The sequence below is a fragment of the Paenibacillus sp. S28 genome, assembly GCF_016624415.1.
Lineage (GTDB): Bacteria > Bacillota > Bacilli > Paenibacillales > Paenibacillaceae > Paenibacillus_AQ > Paenibacillus_AQ favisporus.
This window is the reverse complement of record NZ_JACVTM010000005.1, coordinates 386,558-401,804: the sequence shown is the minus strand read 5'-3', so window position 1 is coordinate 401,804 and position 15,247 is coordinate 386,558. Positions and strand designations below refer to the sequence as shown.

Annotated in this window: 12 protein-coding genes; 5 read left to right on the top strand and 7 right to left on the bottom strand. The window is 52.7% G+C overall.

Going from position 1 to position 15,247, the window contains the following annotated elements:
- Nucleotides 1-137 precede the first annotated feature (137 nt).
- The 6 genes from IAE55_RS15480 to IAE55_RS15455 form a co-directional block, all read right to left on the bottom strand.
- Nucleotides 138-998, bottom strand: coding sequence for an NAD-dependent epimerase/dehydratase family protein (locus IAE55_RS15480; RefSeq protein ID WP_200633189.1), 861 nt, complete (start codon nucleotides 996-998; stop codon nucleotides 138-140).
- A 26-nt stretch (nucleotides 999-1,024) separates the two neighbouring features.
- Complete coding sequence (locus IAE55_RS15475) at nucleotides 1,025-2,236, bottom strand: enolase C-terminal domain-like protein (protein WP_200633188.1); 1,212 nt, start codon at nucleotides 2,234-2,236, stop codon at nucleotides 1,025-1,027.
- Between the two features lie 30 nt (nucleotides 2,237-2,266).
- Nucleotides 2,267-5,023: an alpha-mannosidase gene (locus tag IAE55_RS15470; RefSeq protein WP_200633187.1), complete on the bottom strand. Its 2,757-nt coding sequence runs from the start codon at nucleotides 5,021-5,023 to the stop codon at nucleotides 2,267-2,269.
- A 65-nt stretch (nucleotides 5,024-5,088) separates the two neighbouring features.
- Nucleotides 5,089-5,907: a carbohydrate ABC transporter permease gene (locus IAE55_RS15465; protein WP_076172898.1), complete on the bottom strand. Its 819-nt coding sequence runs from the start codon at nucleotides 5,905-5,907 to the stop codon at nucleotides 5,089-5,091.
- Nucleotides 5,908-5,920: 13 nt separating this feature from the next.
- The gene (locus IAE55_RS15460; RefSeq protein WP_076172897.1) at nucleotides 5,921-6,814 is read right to left on the bottom strand and encodes a carbohydrate ABC transporter permease; all 894 of its coding nucleotides are present in this window, start codon (nucleotides 6,812-6,814) and stop codon (nucleotides 5,921-5,923) included.
- Nucleotides 6,815-6,902: 88 nt separating this feature from the next.
- Nucleotides 6,903-8,288: an ABC transporter substrate-binding protein gene (locus tag IAE55_RS15455; RefSeq protein WP_145161243.1), complete on the bottom strand. Its 1,386-nt coding sequence runs from the start codon at nucleotides 8,286-8,288 to the stop codon at nucleotides 6,903-6,905.
- A gap of 433 nt (nucleotides 8,289-8,721) precedes the next feature.
- Between IAE55_RS15455 and IAE55_RS15450 the strand changes: the two genes are divergently transcribed.
- Nucleotides 8,722-9,861 carry a GntR family transcriptional regulator gene (locus IAE55_RS15450; RefSeq protein ID WP_200633186.1) on the top strand — a complete coding sequence of 380 codons (1,140 nt, stop codon included), beginning with the start codon at nucleotides 8,722-8,724 and terminating at the stop codon, nucleotides 9,859-9,861.
- Nucleotides 9,862-9,950: 89 nt separating this feature from the next.
- Here the strand turns inward: IAE55_RS15450 and IAE55_RS15445 are convergent, their stop codons facing one another.
- Complete coding sequence (locus IAE55_RS15445; RefSeq protein ID WP_200633185.1) at nucleotides 9,951-11,441, bottom strand: glycoside hydrolase family 43 protein; 1,491 nt, start codon at nucleotides 11,439-11,441, stop codon at nucleotides 9,951-9,953.
- A 173-nt stretch (nucleotides 11,442-11,614) separates the two neighbouring features.
- Between IAE55_RS15445 and IAE55_RS15440 the strand changes: the two genes are divergently transcribed.
- The 4 genes from IAE55_RS15440 to IAE55_RS15425 all read left to right on the top strand — a co-directional run bounded on the left by IAE55_RS15440 (nucleotide 11,615) and on the right by IAE55_RS15425 (nucleotide 15,137).
- The gene (locus IAE55_RS15440; RefSeq protein WP_200633184.1) at nucleotides 11,615-12,523 is read left to right on the top strand and encodes a WD40/YVTN/BNR-like repeat-containing protein; all 909 of its coding nucleotides are present in this window, start codon (nucleotides 11,615-11,617) and stop codon (nucleotides 12,521-12,523) included.
- Between the two features lie 155 nt (nucleotides 12,524-12,678).
- Nucleotides 12,679-13,245, top strand: coding sequence for a class I SAM-dependent methyltransferase (locus tag IAE55_RS15435; RefSeq protein ID WP_200633183.1), 567 nt, complete (start codon nucleotides 12,679-12,681; stop codon nucleotides 13,243-13,245).
- A 124-nt stretch (nucleotides 13,246-13,369) separates the two neighbouring features.
- Nucleotides 13,370-14,050: a response regulator transcription factor gene (locus IAE55_RS15430; RefSeq protein WP_105445633.1), complete on the top strand. Its 681-nt coding sequence runs from the start codon at nucleotides 13,370-13,372 to the stop codon at nucleotides 14,048-14,050.
- A complete protein-coding gene (locus IAE55_RS15425) occupies nucleotides 14,043-15,137 on the top strand; it encodes a sensor histidine kinase (RefSeq protein ID WP_200633182.1) in 1,095 nt (364 codons plus the stop codon). Before IAE55_RS15430 ends, IAE55_RS15425 begins: the two co-directional genes overlap by 8 nt.
- Nucleotides 15,138-15,247 lie beyond the last annotated feature (110 nt).

The window sequence follows — 15,247 nt, the reverse complement described above, 5'->3', positions numbered from 1 at the left end:
TGTATTCGCTTTCAAATTTGCAGCAAAAAAACCATCGGCAATACACTCGAGCTTGTCCCGTATCCAATTTAGCTTGCGGCACCTCCCCCTTTCAGCAGGCGGCTTGCTTCATCTATGCACCTTAAGGAAAACCGGCCTTAACGGCCGGCGTTCCTCCAGGAATGAGCAGGCTCCCAGTTCAGGACCGACTTCGCCCGGGCGTTCGACACGAGCGCCGTCAACTTACCTGGGTCCTTGCCTGGAAAAGGCACCTGCGGATAATACTTGGCTGCCAGCTCGCTGACGCTTGCATCGCTCAGCAAGTCGCTGGATGTGACGTTCAGGCGGCATGCCTCCGCCTGTCCTTGCACGGGTGCTTCCAGCGCAAGCCGGCAGGCTGAAGCGGCGTCGCGCGCGTCAACATAGCTCCATAGAATGCGGTGATGTCTGGCGGTATCACTGAAGGCAGCAATCTCCCGATCGTATTCATTCGGCGCCAGAATCAAAGAGAAGCGGAGGGCATAGACTTCCATACCTGTACGGCGGGCGAACATATCGCCCGTCTGTTCGTTCACCTGCTTGGACAGCCCGTAGCTTTCCTGCGGCAGCAGCACATGCTCCTCGTCAACGGGGAGCGTATGCGGCGGAAAGGGATGCTTCGCCCAGCAGAATCCATAGGCCGATTCGCTCGATCCGAATACGACGCGCTGGATGCCGAGCTTCGAAGAAGCCTCCAGGATGTTGTATGTCGCCATGACATTGTTGGCGAAGATCCGCTCCGGCGAAAAGTTGATAGGATTCGGCACGGCAGCCAGGTGAACCACCGCATCCGACTCCGCCAAAATACCGTACACCTCGCCAAGCTGGGTCAAGTCCCCCTGGACATAACGGGCATAACGGTTTCTCCCGCTTGCCGGGCGGGCATCCGTTCCGATGACCCGGTATCCTGCATGGTTAAGCTCTTGAACGACGTAGTGGCCCAATTTTCCTTCCGAGCCGGTCACGACGATTTGTTTCATGATCTTTTCCTCCTTCCAGCCGGACCTTACGGACGAATCAGCGTTCCATCCGGCTTGCGGTCCAGCTTGTATGGGTTATGGTATGCTGCCAGGGAACCTTGATCCTTTACCAGGGCTGCCGCCTTATGCTCGTCGATATCGATGCCAAGCCCCGGTTTATCGTTCAGCTTCAAATGCCCGTGCTCCAAAACCGCGTGGCCCGGGAAGGCCTCCTTCTCCTCGCTGCGGAAATGGTTGATCTCCTGTACGCCAAAGCTCATGATCGCCATGTCCAGATGCGCGGCCGCGATTTGGTTGACCGGGTCGTTCTCCCCGCCTTCCTGCCACGCGGTGCGAACGCCGAAAGCTTCGCAAACGGCGGCAATTTTGCGGCATGGGGTAATGCCGCCGGCCTTGGAGACGCGCATCCGGACAAAGTCGATCAAGCGCTCCTGAACTAGCGGCAGCCATTCCTGCGGGTGAACAAACAATTCGCCGACGGCCTGCGGCGTGGTGCTCGTTTCTTTGACCCGCCGGTACCATCCCGTATGCTCCGATTGCAGCAAGTCTTCCACGAAGAACAGGCGGTACGGATCCAGCGCTCTCGATAAGCTGACGGCGCCGGAAGGCGTCAGATGCTCGTGAACGTCATGCGTAAAGCCCAGGCTCATGCCGAACCGTACACGCAGCTTCTCGAACATGTCCGGGATCGCCGTGATGTAGCTGGCTTCATCGAATACATTGGCAGGAGGGAATTTCGATACGCCCTGCGGAGTGACGAATCCGCCTCCGCCGTAGCCCCCAAGCTGGCAGCGGATCACACCGAAGCCCTGCTCCTGGAAGGCTTGCACCTCTTCCTCCAGCTGCTCGTAGGTGGCACCGTTAGCATGCGCATAACAAGGAACGGCCGAACGGACCGCGCCGCCCAGAAGCTGGTACACGGGCATCCCCGCTTCCTTCCCCTTGATGTCCCACAGCGCCATGTCGATACCGCCCATGGCGGTATGGAGCGTAGAGCCGTTGCGCCAGTAACCGCTCGTATACATCGTCTGCCACAGGTCCTCGATTTGGCCTGCGTCCCGTCCGATAAGCACCGGTGCCAGCAGTTCCTCAATGACACTGACCACGGCTCCTGGCTGGTAAATATCGCTGGCCGAGCCGATGCCGTACAATCCGTCCTGGTCCGTCATGACTTTGACGATGACCCAGCTTCCATCATGTCTCGTTCGAATGCAGCGTACTGCCGTTATTTTGGCCATACCGCTTTCCCCTCCCCAAAATGGACTATATTATCGCAGAGCCGGACGAATGCCGACCGTCTGAATTTTTGCCGGTCCCAGCTCTGCCGTATACCCGCTTTGCTCGTTTCTTCCCATCTCTTCCCCGCGCTGTTCAATGATGGTGCTCTCATAGACGCCGTTCACATGGAATGAAGGCGTGACCGACAGGGTAGAAGGCGCAGCCGATGAAACGTTAAATACCCGGAACATCAGATCCTCGTTCTCCTCGCCCAGCTTGAGTGCGCTGAAGGCAAGACGGTCGCCTTCCCACTCGAGGAACGTATGATTCGCCGGCAGCTTGCCGCCGTGGACTCCCGTCTGATGAACCGTCCATGGAACCGGGAATTGATAAGCCTCGATAAATGCGCCCGATTCAACCACATCGGCATCATGGGAAATCAGATCCATTTCCAGGACATGCGTTCCCAGGCACTGCGCTTCGGGCGTCGAGAATACGCCCCAATCCCCAAGCTCTCTGACGCCGCGCACGAGCGTGACCGCCATCGTGTTATGCGCGGGCAGCACTTCGTATTCGTTCAGTCCCTGATTCGCGACGGTAAGGCCCGCTTGGCCGTCGCTCAAGCTGATGAACGCGTTCTGATGCTGGGCGTTGCTCGGATTGCTCCACGCGGCTTCAGGCTGAATCGGGCGCCGCGCCACTTCATAAATGGAGTCCGCCATCACATGAGCCGCCGCCAGTCCGGTCTTGAACAGCATACGGATGCGGTGGTCCTTCACCGTGTTGTCGATCATGCTCCGGATGCCTACGCAGCGGCTGTCCTTGCCCAGGGTGAGCTCCGTGACGATCTTCACCCCGGCCGTCTCGCTAACGCGGCGGGATTTGCGGTACCGGAAAGGGACCATGGAGCGAATCTCTTCGTCCAGCAGCGCATCCGCTCCAAGCGGCAGGTTCCAGACGTGCTCGATCCGGTATACGGCGGCCAGCGGCGTATGCTTCACCAGCCGGATACCCGCCGAAAGGCCCTCCGTCGTCAGCGGCGCTTCTCCATCCGGCTGCCGGTACATGTATTCGTTCCCGATGTCGCCCGTGTCCTCGTAAATGCCAAGCCCTTCATACTTCCGGCCATTCACTTTATCCAACAGCGTAAAGGAGCCGTCTTCCGCGATCTCCACCCGAAGATAACGGTTCTCCATCGCGTTGCCGCCTGCGTTCACGCCGCCTGCAGCAGGCGAAACGGACTCGGCTTTGGCCAGGGAATCCTTGCGGACAAGGGCGTAGGACCGATAACCGATCCCTAGAACGTCCTTGACATAGAGCTCCACATCCACCTGAAAAGCCCAATAAGGCTGACGGAATCGGTCATCCGGGAGGTCATAGCCGAATACCGGGCCGAGTGGCTCGATGTTAGCCTCAACGGGCTTGCCTCCTTCGTCCGTTACGATCCATTCCTCCGGATCAAAAGCCTGGTACTCTTCTTGGAACGCTTCGTATTTCTCGTGCGGAGCCTGATGATCGAAATAGCGGCGCTCTATGTCCACCGTCGTGCGAACCACGCCGGAACGGGAATGGCCCGACGTGTTAAAGACGACGAAAGGCCGCGCCGATTCCGGGTCAAAGCCGGAGGTGTCCACGGCAGCAGCTACCGCCGCGGCGCTGTCCGCAGCGATCGACTCCGCCACCTGCTGCGACTTGGCGAAGCGCGTCATCATCTCGCGGTGCACCTCGTCAACGCTGCAGCCGCAAATGCTGTCATGCGGATGGTTTTGCAGCAGCGTCTTCCACGCATACAGCAGTTCGTGCCGCGGATAGGCCGTACCGGTCAAATGGGCCATGACGGCGAGCGGCTCGGCCACCTTTTCCAGCAAGGTCTGGCTCCGCACGTTTTGCTGTTTGATGTACACCCGGGCCGACGCGGTATTGACGAGCGTGATCCACCCGTCCGTCCACTGGCTTCGGAGCTCGCCGCGCACGACATCGAGGGCATCCGGGTTCGCCTGACGAAGCGCTTCAATATACTCGGGGAAGCTGGAATGGCGGAACTCCACGTCCGGTAGCATCTCGGCGGCGGTGCGCAGCGCCCTGGACAGATCCTTCTGCAGCGGCTGGTGGTCGCAGCCGTTCATGAAGAGCAGCTCCGGTCCCGAGGCGAACGCTTCGGCGGCTGCCAGCTTTTCCGCCCAATACGCCTTCGCGGCTTCAGGGTCCGTCGGAATCTCCATTCCATTGTTGTACCAGTTGGCGAACAGGATCGCCAAAACCCGGGAGCCGTCGGGAGATTCCCAGTACATCTCGGAGTATTTTGACGTATGTTCGTTACCGGACTGGACCTCGTTGTTAAAGCCCACCGGCTTGACGCCGCGCCCGTATACGGCCACATCGATGCCCACCTGGCGAATAAGCTGGGGTGCCTGCCCCATATTGCCGAAGGAGTCGGGAAAATAACCGATTTTCGCATATCCCCCCATCTTTTTCGAAAGGAGGATCCCGATCAGCAGGTTGCGCGCATTCGCTTCGCTGCTGACCAGAAATTCATCCTGAAGAATGTACCAGGGGCCGACGATCAGCTTCCCCTGTTCGACCAGCGAACGCACTTGTTCCGCCCGGTGCGGCATCATCTGCAAATAATCCTCCAGGACGATATATTGGCCGTCCAAATGAAAGCTGGCAAACTCCGGGTCCCGCTCGAAGGCCTCGATCAAATCCTCCATCAGGCGGACCAGCTTCAGCCGGTGTTTTTCGTATGGCAAATACCACTCTCTATCCCAATGCGAATGCGCAATAATATGCGCTGTTTTTATGGTCATCTCTTTCATCCCATTCTTGTATGTTTTCTAGTGCGCTAACGAGGGTACGGCATGAATGATGCGTTTTACATTTTGACCGAACCGACGGTCATGCCTTTAACGTACATCTTTTGCATAAACGGAAACGCGATCAGGATCGGTATGACGGTGATCAGCGCTCCGGCCATCAGCTCGTTCCATTTTTTAAATGAGGAGGAATCCAGGTACATCAGCCCCATCGGCAGCGTAAACATCTCCTGCTTGTCGACGATAATCATCGGCCATAGAATGTTGTTCCAGCTTCCGATAAAGTTCAGGATGGCAATCGTTCCGATCGCCGGCAGGGCCAGCGGCAGATAGACCCGCCAGTAAATCTTGAAGTTGCCGCAGCCGTCCAGAACGGCGCACTCGTACAGCTCATGCGATATGGTCCGGAAATAGCTCGTAAACAGGAAAATGGCGAACGGCGCAGCCCCGTTAATCATCGGCAGGATCATGCCGACGTACGTATTCTGCAGGCCGAGATTCGTCATGTTGATATACAGCGGAATGAGCGTCGTCACGCCAGGAACGAGCAGCAGCGCGATGAACGTGTAATACACGAATTTTTTGCCTCTAAATCTGAACTTGGCGAACGAATACGCCATCATCGTATATATCAGAACGACCCCAATAATGACGATGATGCTGACGACCACACTGTTGACGAAAAAGCGGTAAAAGTTCAGCTTGTTCCACACTTCTGCAAACGTGGACCACTCAGGCGCCCCTTTGGGGAGGGGTGACTGCGGATTGGCCAGTGCATCCTGGGATGTTTTCAAAGAAGTGCCGATCATCCACAAGAAAGGATACACGCAGGTCAGCCCGTATAAAACCAGAATGATGTGTTTGATAGTCTTGACCATCTCGGGTCCTCCTCTAAATGTCGACTTTGAACGACCGGATACTGAACATGGCAATGGCTCCGGTAATCAGGAAGGATATCCATCCGATCGCGCTGGCCAGCCCGTAATCGTTATTCAGGAACGCCGTCCGGTACACGAGCGTCCCGATGACCTCCGAGCTGCCTGAGGGTCCGCCGCCGGTCATGATGAACACGTTCTCGAACGCCTGGAACGCGCCGTTGACCATCTGAATGACCGCGATCAGCGTAATTGGCTTCAGAAGCGGCCATGTGATTTTCGTGATCATCGTCAGCTTGCTGGCACCGTCAACGTTCGCGGCCTCATACAAGGTAGGATCGATCGAGGTTAATCCGGCATAATACAGAATCAGCGTGCCCGGAAGGCCGCCCCATATCGAGGTAATAATGATGCCGATCAGCGACGTGGACGAGCTCCCCAGCATCCCCCCGGGTACGGTCAGAAAGTCGAGTCCGATCGCATGAAACAGGGAATTAAAAGCGCCAGTAGGCTCAAACAGTCCTTTCCATACGTAAAAAATCGCCACGCCCGATGCGATCATCGGCAGGAAGTACACCGTGCGGTACAGCGACGCCATCTTTGTATTCTGCAGGACGAACGCCAGCACAATCGCGATAGGGATGACGATAACGACCTGGGCTGCACCGATCAGGACGTTATGCAGCAGTGAGTTGTAAAAGTTCTGAGTGACGATCGGGTCATCCCCGAGCAGAAACTGCCTGAAGTTAGCAAGGCCTTCGAAGCGGGCCGTCGAAAAGTCGATCCCCGACCAGTTGTAAAAACTGAGCAGGATCGAGAAGCCGACCGAATAGACGCCAACGGCGAGAAACAGGAGAACACCCGGCAGCAAAAACAGATACGGTACCCATTTATTTCTAGTTGTTATCATCTTCCATCACCTTTGGATTTGGATTAAGCAAGCGGCGGAAAGGCGCGTGTCCCTGCCGCCGTTTGCATCATACAGCCAGAGCCGATTATCAGTTGCCGCTGGCCTGCAGGCTCTTCATCGTATCGTCGAATTTTTTCGCAGCCTGTTCGGCCGTCATTTTCTTTTCGATCATGGATTGGATGGACTGGGCATACACTTCCCACTCCTTGTTCTTGCCCCGGTAAGCGTTGATAGCCGGCTGCGCTTCCGAATACGGTCCGGGCTCGGTAGCGAACGAGTCAACGATCGCCTTCAGGTTCGGATCGAGATCTTTGGCACGGTCGCCCAAATTCAGGGCCGGAACCGTATAGGCCGCATTCGCGAACGCAACGGCCGCATCCGGATCCGTGGTCATATACTTGATAAAATCAAGCGCGGCATCCTTGTTCTTCGAATCTTTATTCACGGACAGCATCGTCAGCGTAAACGGATCTGTCGTCCAGGAAGTGATTTTCGAGCCGTCAATCGGCGGCACAGGGAACGTGACGATATCCTCCGGTTTCATGCCCATCGCGAGCAGCGTGGACATCGTGAACGAACCGCCAAGGTCAAATGCGGCTTTGCCCGCGGCGAACGCCTGGTCCGCGCCGTCGATATCCGTCGACAAAATGCCCGGCATCAGCAAGTCTTTGTCAGCGAGCGTCTGTACCGCCTGAACAACCGGCAGATGCTCCGGATCGCTCATTTTCGCTTTTCGTTCCAGCAGGTCAATATACGATTGAGGCCCGCCATACATGATCGCCAGCGCGGATCCGGCCCAGTTCTCCCACAGGTCGGACGTTTTGGCGCCAAAGACAAGCCCCGGTGTTCCCGTCTTGCTCTTGATCGTTTCCATCATCGTGACGAACTCTTCCCACGTTTTGGGAGCTTCGGCGGTAAGCCCCGCCTTCTCGATCAGCTGCTTGTTGCCGTAAAAGGTAAAGAATCCGCCGATATCGAGCGGCAGTCCGTAGAACTGCCCCGCCTTCAGCGACTTTTGTACGGTCGTGGCGTTTTTGTCCTTCTGCCAGGAATCGACTTGGCTCTGGGTCACCTTGATCGGATCCATGGCCGTACCGTAATACTTGCTCAGCACGTCGTCGCCGACTTCGCCCGACAGCTCAAGCACGGAGCCTTCGATGGAGTCGCCCGCTGTCGCCCACCAGTTGACGACGTCGGGGAGATTTTTCGAGTTGGCCGCCGCCTGAAACTTTTGTCTGTAAGTATCGTCAGGCGTAAAGGTCTCGACATCCACTTTCACTCCGGTCTTCTCCTCGTACAGCTTGGCTGCCGCTTCGATTCCCGGCGTGTAAGCGACCTTCCAGGTCCACATGGTCAAATGCTTGCTGCCTTCCGCGCTGCTGCCGCCCTCCTGCTTCTGTCCGCCTGAGCAAGCGCTTACAAACAAACAAAGAACGGACAGCATCGTTACCATCAAGGTTGCTTTTCTTTTCATCGGATAACCACCTTTTCGCTTAATCGGTTAATATGGGTTTTTATTTCTGAAGGACCCTACGGATTGCAATCCCTTTCAATATGGCGGATTTGGATACCACCCCCTTGTTAAAATATGACAAGTGCCACCCTTGCCCCGCATCGCTTCCAGCCTTCTTTCCACGATGCCTTCACGATGTTCGACTCAACTTATGATAACAATATAAACATCTTATTTTTTAATGTAAATGTTTATTTTTTTATTACAACTTAATTAGAGATAAGATTAATATCACGAATAACCATTGAAATAACTCGTATTTTTCACTAGATTATTTAGGGAAAGTAACTATAAAAACATACCATTCGATATAATAACTTGTATTTTATACTTGTTCGGGTTGGATAATTGTAATATATTTTAAACAGACCTATTCTCGAATGGAGCGCCAAACATGACGAAAAAGTTTACTCCCATGTATAAAAAAATCGAAAATTATATCCTGGAGCAGATCCGCAGCGGGAACTGGAAGCCGATGAACCGGATCCCCTCGGAGAATGAGCTCTCGGATCAATTCGGAGTAAGCCGGATTACGGTCAAGAATGCGCTGTCCGACCTCGTGGACAGAGGCATCGTATACCGCATGCAGGGAAAAGGAACCTTCGTGTCGGAACAAAAAACGGAAGCTCTGTTTCCCCCGCTGTCGACCGAAGCGGCACTGCCGTCAAGCAAGACCGTCGGCTTTTTGCTGCCCCGCTTGGACAACCGTTTTACCGCCAATTTGCTCAGCGGTATTGAGGATTCGTTAGCGGAGGAAGGCTATCATCTGCTCTTTTCCAAAACGAATGACTCCCAGGAGTATGAAATCCAGAAAATACGCGAGATGAAGCAGGCCGGCGTCGCCGGACTGATCATTTATCCCGTAGAAGGCGAAAATTACAATAACGAAATTCTGTCGCTGACACTGAACCGATTTCCGTTGGTGCTGTTGGACCGGCTGCTGAAAGGAGTGGAGACCAACTCGGTCAGCTCCAACAACTACGATGCCGGCCAGCAGGCCGTTCAGCACTTGTACGATCTGGGGCATCGGCATATCGGATTTATCTCCACCAAATCGGAAGGAACCTCGAGTATCGAGGATCGGCTTGCCGGATATGAACAGGCACTGGAAGACCGCCACATTCTCATCGACCGCAGCCTGCAGATGACCCGTTTGGGGATGGACAATAGCGACGAAGAGGTCATCGAGATGATCCAGCAGTTTTTGCAGGCCAACCCGCATATGACCGCGGCCCTTTCTTCGAATTTCAGTCCGCATGTCATCCAGGCTGCCTTGGCTATGGGACTGCGGGTACCTGAGGATCTCTCCGTGGTCTTCTTTGATGACGTCGTATACCCCGATTTCAGCATCGTTCCCCCGACGGCCGTGGTGCAGCAGGAACGGGAGTTGGGCCGGGAGGCCGGAAAGCTCATTGTCGAGCAGATCGAAAACGACGCACCCGGGTACAGGCAGATCAAGCTGCCGACCCGCCTTATTCCGCGCCGTTCGACGTCGGTGCATGCCGGCGCTTCCGTTTCCCCAAGAGGGCTGTGACGACGCATTTAAAATGCAAAAAACCGACGTTTTCACGTCGGTTTTTTAATAGATAGAGAACCTTACGGCTCTCCCTATCGATTGAAAAATTATAGATATTCGCATGTGAAATTCGTAAATTGGGCAGCAGCGTCTTTGCCGCGTGCGTACAAACCGATGATCACACCCGTAAATCCTCCCGCTACTTCAGATGAAAGGTACTTCGTCTGCGCGGTGCCAAGCTGTATTTCCTGGCCGTCCGCTCGCAGAAGGAACCGGTAGTGCGTAGGGCTGGCCTGGATTACCAGGGAGGCGCGGCTGCTATTTTTCAAATCGACAGCCTTCTCGATGGACTTGATATCCCCAACATTCAGGCGCTCAATGACTTCATATCCGCTTCCGCCTTGACGTATCGCCAAATCGTAATGATGGTTCTCGTCCATATAGAGCGTAATGCCGGCCTCGCCTTGAGTGAGGCTTATGTCGCAGGAAATCACCGCTTCAAAATCTCTTTGGCGAATCCCGATGAAAGTGGGAGAATCCGCTTGATCGAGCGTTATCTCGGTTCCTCTCAGCTCCAGCACGCCATGCTCATACGAGTAGTTGCCAAGATCCGGATGGCGCAAATAGCACCAGTCCTTGCCCCATTCCATATTTTCAAAAGTATAGCGCTTCTTCTCCTGCTGAACGACTTCATCCGGAATGCGGTCGGTTTCAAAGGACGACAGCGTCGTGCCATGATGTCCTGCCGTGAACCAGCCGTCCTCGCCGAACGTAACCGGTGTCAAAAATACCTCGCGCCCCAGATGATGATAAGGAATCCACTGTCCCATCTGCCGGAATCCGAGGTGAAGCAGCCACCAGTTTCCTTTCTCGTCTTGAACGAGATCGCCGTGGCCCACTGCCTGCACTTCATAGCCGCCCATATTCCGGTTGGTTAACACAGGGTTATGGGAATACGGTTCAAACGGTCCGGAAGGAGAATCTCCCCGCGCATAGGTCACCATATGGCCAAACTCGGTGCCCCCTTCTGCGGCTACTAAATAATAGCGTCCGTCGATTTTGTATAAATGCGGGGCTTCGAGATAGCGTCCTCCCGTCCCCTGCCAGATGGAGCGGCTTGGCGTGAGCTTCCGTCCGGTTTCGATGTCGATTTCACACTGCACGATGCCGCCGATGCCTTCATCGTCCACGCCGTTGCTCATAAAATAAGCTTTGCCGTCTTCAAAATACAAATCCGGATCGATCCCGCCCTGATCCACACCGATCGGGTCCGACCATTCTCCGTAGATGTCGTCCGTCCATACATAGAAGTTTTGGCGCGTCGTATCGTTGGTCGTGGTCATGTAGAACCGTCCGCCGTTATACCGCAGGGTAGGAGCAAATATACCGCCCGAGCTGTTGACCTTGTCCAGCTGAATTTGGCTCTTGCGCGTCAGACAATGGCCGATCTGGGTCCAGTTGATCAAATCCTTGCTTTCAAAAAGAGGGACGCCGGGAAAATACTGCATCGAACTGCAAGCGAGATAATAAGTATCGTTCACCTTGCAAACGCTGGGATCGGGATAAAACCCTTTGATGACCGGGTTATCATATTTCATGGGTTCACCTCTGTATGAGATCTGCATAGATGGTTTGAATTTTACCTTACCGCGGATAACAAAAATACCCGAAAAATCAGCAGAAAAATCATGTCAAATTAAAACTTTATGATCATCCTGTTACTTGTTCAGAGCATCCATTGGATATAATCGCTAAAAAAGGAGGTATGTAGATGCCGCGTTTATCTAAACTTGCTCTGACCATGACTCTCCTTTCCGGAATTATTGGCTGCTCCCAGAGGACGGATCATCCCGGAACTCATCCCCAAGAGGCTGTTGTACACGAAACCGGAGGCAAGCTAAGTGAACAAGGCCAGCCCGATTCAAATGCGTTAGAGAATGCCAATTCGGGCACTCCGGATGATGCCACAGCAGAAACAAGTACGACAAAAGACAACCGCAGCAGTGAACCAACAGCTCGAGCAACTGAGGATTTCCCCGAACCAGCCCAAGTGCCGGAGAATGCCGAACAGATTTACGCCCATGCCACAAACTCTGAAGGTTGGTTTATCTATTCCGCCCTTCAAGGTGGCCAAGCCAGCTTATTGACCTTTTACAGTCCGGATCGGGGAGCAAACTGGAAATCGTCCGCATGGAAGCTGGACCCCGACATCAATCAAAAAATGACCGAACATCATATTTTTGTGGCGATAGCTAAAACAGGCGGGAAGAATCAGATTTGGCTCTTGCTTACTTCCGATCCTGGCGCGGGGTTAATGACGAAGAAATTGTACCTTTCAGACAACGAATTACAATCCTTTTCACTTGTTTCCGACGTGTCCGATAAGGTTGAAGGTTATGTATCCGGCGTTACTTTTGCTGATGCCCAGCATGGCTGGACTGCCGCAAGCTACCACGGCAGCGTAACCGTCCCTCTATACAGAACGACAGATGGGGGCAAAAGCTGGGTCCTGCAAAACATCGACATCCCTGAAGGCTTTAAATACGGAAACGTGTCCCCACCTCAATTCGATGCTGCCGACAGCAAGACCGGAAGCCTGACCATAGAATTCGTAAGTGATACGGAGACCCGGACATACATCTATAAAACAAAGGATGCCGGAGAACATTGGGCGAAATAACGCCCTCTTTGCAATCTTCAGATTTTCTTTAGATTTCCCCCCATAAAGTCCTCAGATTTTTTCGTTATGATGGTTCATGCCAACAACAAGCGATACAGCTTGATGAATCATAACTTTTCATAACTGTCTAATCACTTTATTGGGGGGAACACCGCTTGAACATCAATGAACATCTGCTATTTTTACAGGGATTTTTTAAAGAGCCCAAACGGGTAGGGAGCGTCATCCCGAGTTCCCGCTTCCTTGCCGCTAAAATGGTTCAGTCCGTACCCTGGAACGAGGTAAAGTCAGTTGCGGAACTCGGATCAGGTACAGGCGCGATCACACGTTTCATAAAGCCGCAGTTACATGAATCTGCAAAAGTGTTATTGTTCGAAAGAGATAAAAAGATGAGAAATAATTTAAGGATCGAGTACCCGGATTTTCCGTGTTATTCGAATGCCTGCCAGCTCGTTAAAACCATCCATCAAGAAGGCATCGGCCAGCTTGACTGTATTATCAGCGGATTACCCTTTTTTAATTTCACGAGTGAAATGCGCGAAACCTTGCTTCATCAAATGGTTGAGGCGCTTAAACCAGGAGGCGTTTTTATCGCTTTCCAGTACTCCCTGCAAATGAAAAAGCAGTTTGCCAAGGCATTCACCATTGAAAACATCGAGTTTGTCCCCCTCAACTTCCCTCCGGCTTTTGTTTATACCTGCCGCAAAAAGGAGATGCTGTAAAACATCTTTGCGCCGGATCAGCTTGGAAATTGGTTTTGGCTTAACGGTTATGTAGAATAAATATGGGCAGCAAATGTTGAACCACTGTAGGATCCGTAATCCGAAAATAAAGGAGCAGCATACCATGAACACCGTGCTTGTCGTAGACGACGATCCGGAAATTCGAGACGTTATCCACGTTTATTTACGCAATGAAGGATACCATGTTCTGGAGGCGGCAGATGGTCTGGAAGCGCTGAGTATCATCCAGACAACTCCAGTTCATCTGGTCATCCTGGATGTGATGATGCCGCGAATGGATGGGATTAAAGCTTGCATGAAAATCAGGGAAATATCCAGCACCCCCATCATCATGCTGTCAGCCAAAGAAGAAGATATCGATAAAATTACGGGACTGACGACCGGAGCGGATGATTACATGGTTAAACCCTTTAATCCGCTGGAACTGCTTGCCCGGGTCAAAGCTCAACTGCGGCGGCAATCCTTAATCGGAAAAGAGGAGTTTCATTCTCTGATCATCCTTAAAGACCTTGTCATAGATAAGGCCAAGCATGCCGTTACCTTAAAAGGGAACCACATTTCGCTGACACCTCTGGAGTTTTCCATTCTGGAGCTGCTCGCGACTCATCCTGGGCAGGTATTCAGCTCCGAGAAGATCTACGAAAGCGTCTGGAAAGAGCCGTACGGCTATTCGGACAATACCGTGATGGTTCATATTCGCAATCTACGGGAGAAAATAGAGGATCGCCCAAGAGAGCCAAAATACATTAAAACCGTTTGGGGAGTTGGCTATAAAATTGAATGAACACGTAAAAGAGCCAAAAAGAAAGAAAAAGATCCAGATCAATATTTTAATCCGCATGGTGCTCAGTTTGATCATCGCTACGGCCATAAATGATTTCTGCATCTTATTATTCTTAAAGATATTGAAATGGAACGTTCTCCGAGATATCTTTCCTTACTTTCTAACCCCCCTCTTTTTTATCATCTTTATCCTTACCTTTTTTATGTTGACACGGCGGATCGTAAAAGACCTGGTTCATCTGGAACATGGACTGCAAAAGATCTCTGAGGGCGATTTAAATTATCGCGTGGATGTGAACCGAAAAGATGAGCTCGGAAGGGTCGCGCACAACATCAATTTAATGGCGCAGCGTTTGCAGCATCAGATTGAAAAGGAGCGGGAACTGGAGAACTCCAAGATGGAGATGATCACGGGAATTTCCCACGACTTACGTACGCCGCTTACGAGCATTATCGGCTATATCGAGCTTTTAAGAACAAGTTCCTTCCAGGATCAAGACGAGTATACGCGGTTTGTGCAAAACACTTATAACAAGGCTGTGCATTTAAAAAAACTGCTCGATGATCTGTTTGAATATACCCGGCTGACCTCAACTGAGCCTCGGCTTGACTTAAAGCCGATCGACGTGCTTCAGCTTCTCGATCAGCTGCTTTTTGAATTTGAGCCGATTGCCCAGGAGAATGAAATCACCATCGTGAAAGAGAATGGCGGCTCTCCTGCTATTACCCTCATTGACAGTGAAAAGATAGCCAGAGCCATCGATAATCTGCTGATGAACGCCTTGAAATACTCGGAAAAACCGGGGACCGTGCGCGTCATGATGAAGTCGGATCATCGGCATATCATCATTGAAATCGAAAATAAAGGAACCCCCCTTACGGAAGAGCAGGAACATAAACTTTTCGAACGTTTTTATAAGGTAGACCATTCCCGAAGCAGTGAAGGCATTCAATCCGGCGCCGGTCTTGGCCTTTCCATTGCCCGGAACATTGTGGAGCTGCACGGAGGAACTTTGACGCTCCAGCATAGCAATCGATTGTTTACATTTCATCTGAGACTGCCTTTAAGGGATAATACAGATGAATAGGTCAATTAGGTATATAAAAAAACTTAAGCCAGTAGGGACGCAGGAGTCCCCAGCTTAAGTTTTTTTCTTTTCCAGAATAATCGGCAGCGTCCCCGCTCTCAAACACGCAT

Excerpts from the sequence above, each read along its gene's own strand:
- IAE55_RS15460 (WP_076172897.1), bottom strand. The coding sequence starts at position 6,814 with ATGATAACAACTAGAAATAAATGGGTACCGTATCTGTTTTTGCTGCCG.
- IAE55_RS15465 (WP_076172898.1), bottom strand. The coding sequence starts at position 5,907 with ATGGTCAAGACTATCAAACACATCATTCTGGTTTTATACGGGCTGACC.
- IAE55_RS15455 (WP_145161243.1), bottom strand. The coding sequence starts at position 8,288 with ATGAAAAGAAAAGCAACCTTGATGGTAACGATGCTGTCCGTTCTTTGT.
- IAE55_RS15475 (WP_200633188.1), bottom strand. The coding sequence starts at position 2,236 with ATGGCCAAAATAACGGCAGTACGCTGCATTCGAACGAGACATGATGGA.
- IAE55_RS15450 (WP_200633186.1), top strand. The coding sequence starts at position 8,722 with ATGACGAAAAAGTTTACTCCCATGTATAAAAAAATCGAAAATTATATC.
- IAE55_RS15480 (WP_200633189.1), bottom strand. The coding sequence starts at position 998 with ATGAAACAAATCGTCGTGACCGGCTCGGAAGGAAAATTGGGCCACTAC.
- IAE55_RS15440 (WP_200633184.1), top strand. The coding sequence starts at position 11,615 with ATGCCGCGTTTATCTAAACTTGCTCTGACCATGACTCTCCTTTCCGGA.
- IAE55_RS15445 (WP_200633185.1), bottom strand. The coding sequence starts at position 11,441 with ATGAAATATGATAACCCGGTCATCAAAGGGTTTTATCCCGATCCCAGC.
- IAE55_RS15470 (WP_200633187.1), bottom strand. The coding sequence starts at position 5,023 with ATGACCATAAAAACAGCGCATATTATTGCGCATTCGCATTGGGATAGA.
- IAE55_RS15430 (WP_105445633.1), top strand. The coding sequence starts at position 13,370 with ATGAACACCGTGCTTGTCGTAGACGACGATCCGGAAATTCGAGACGTT.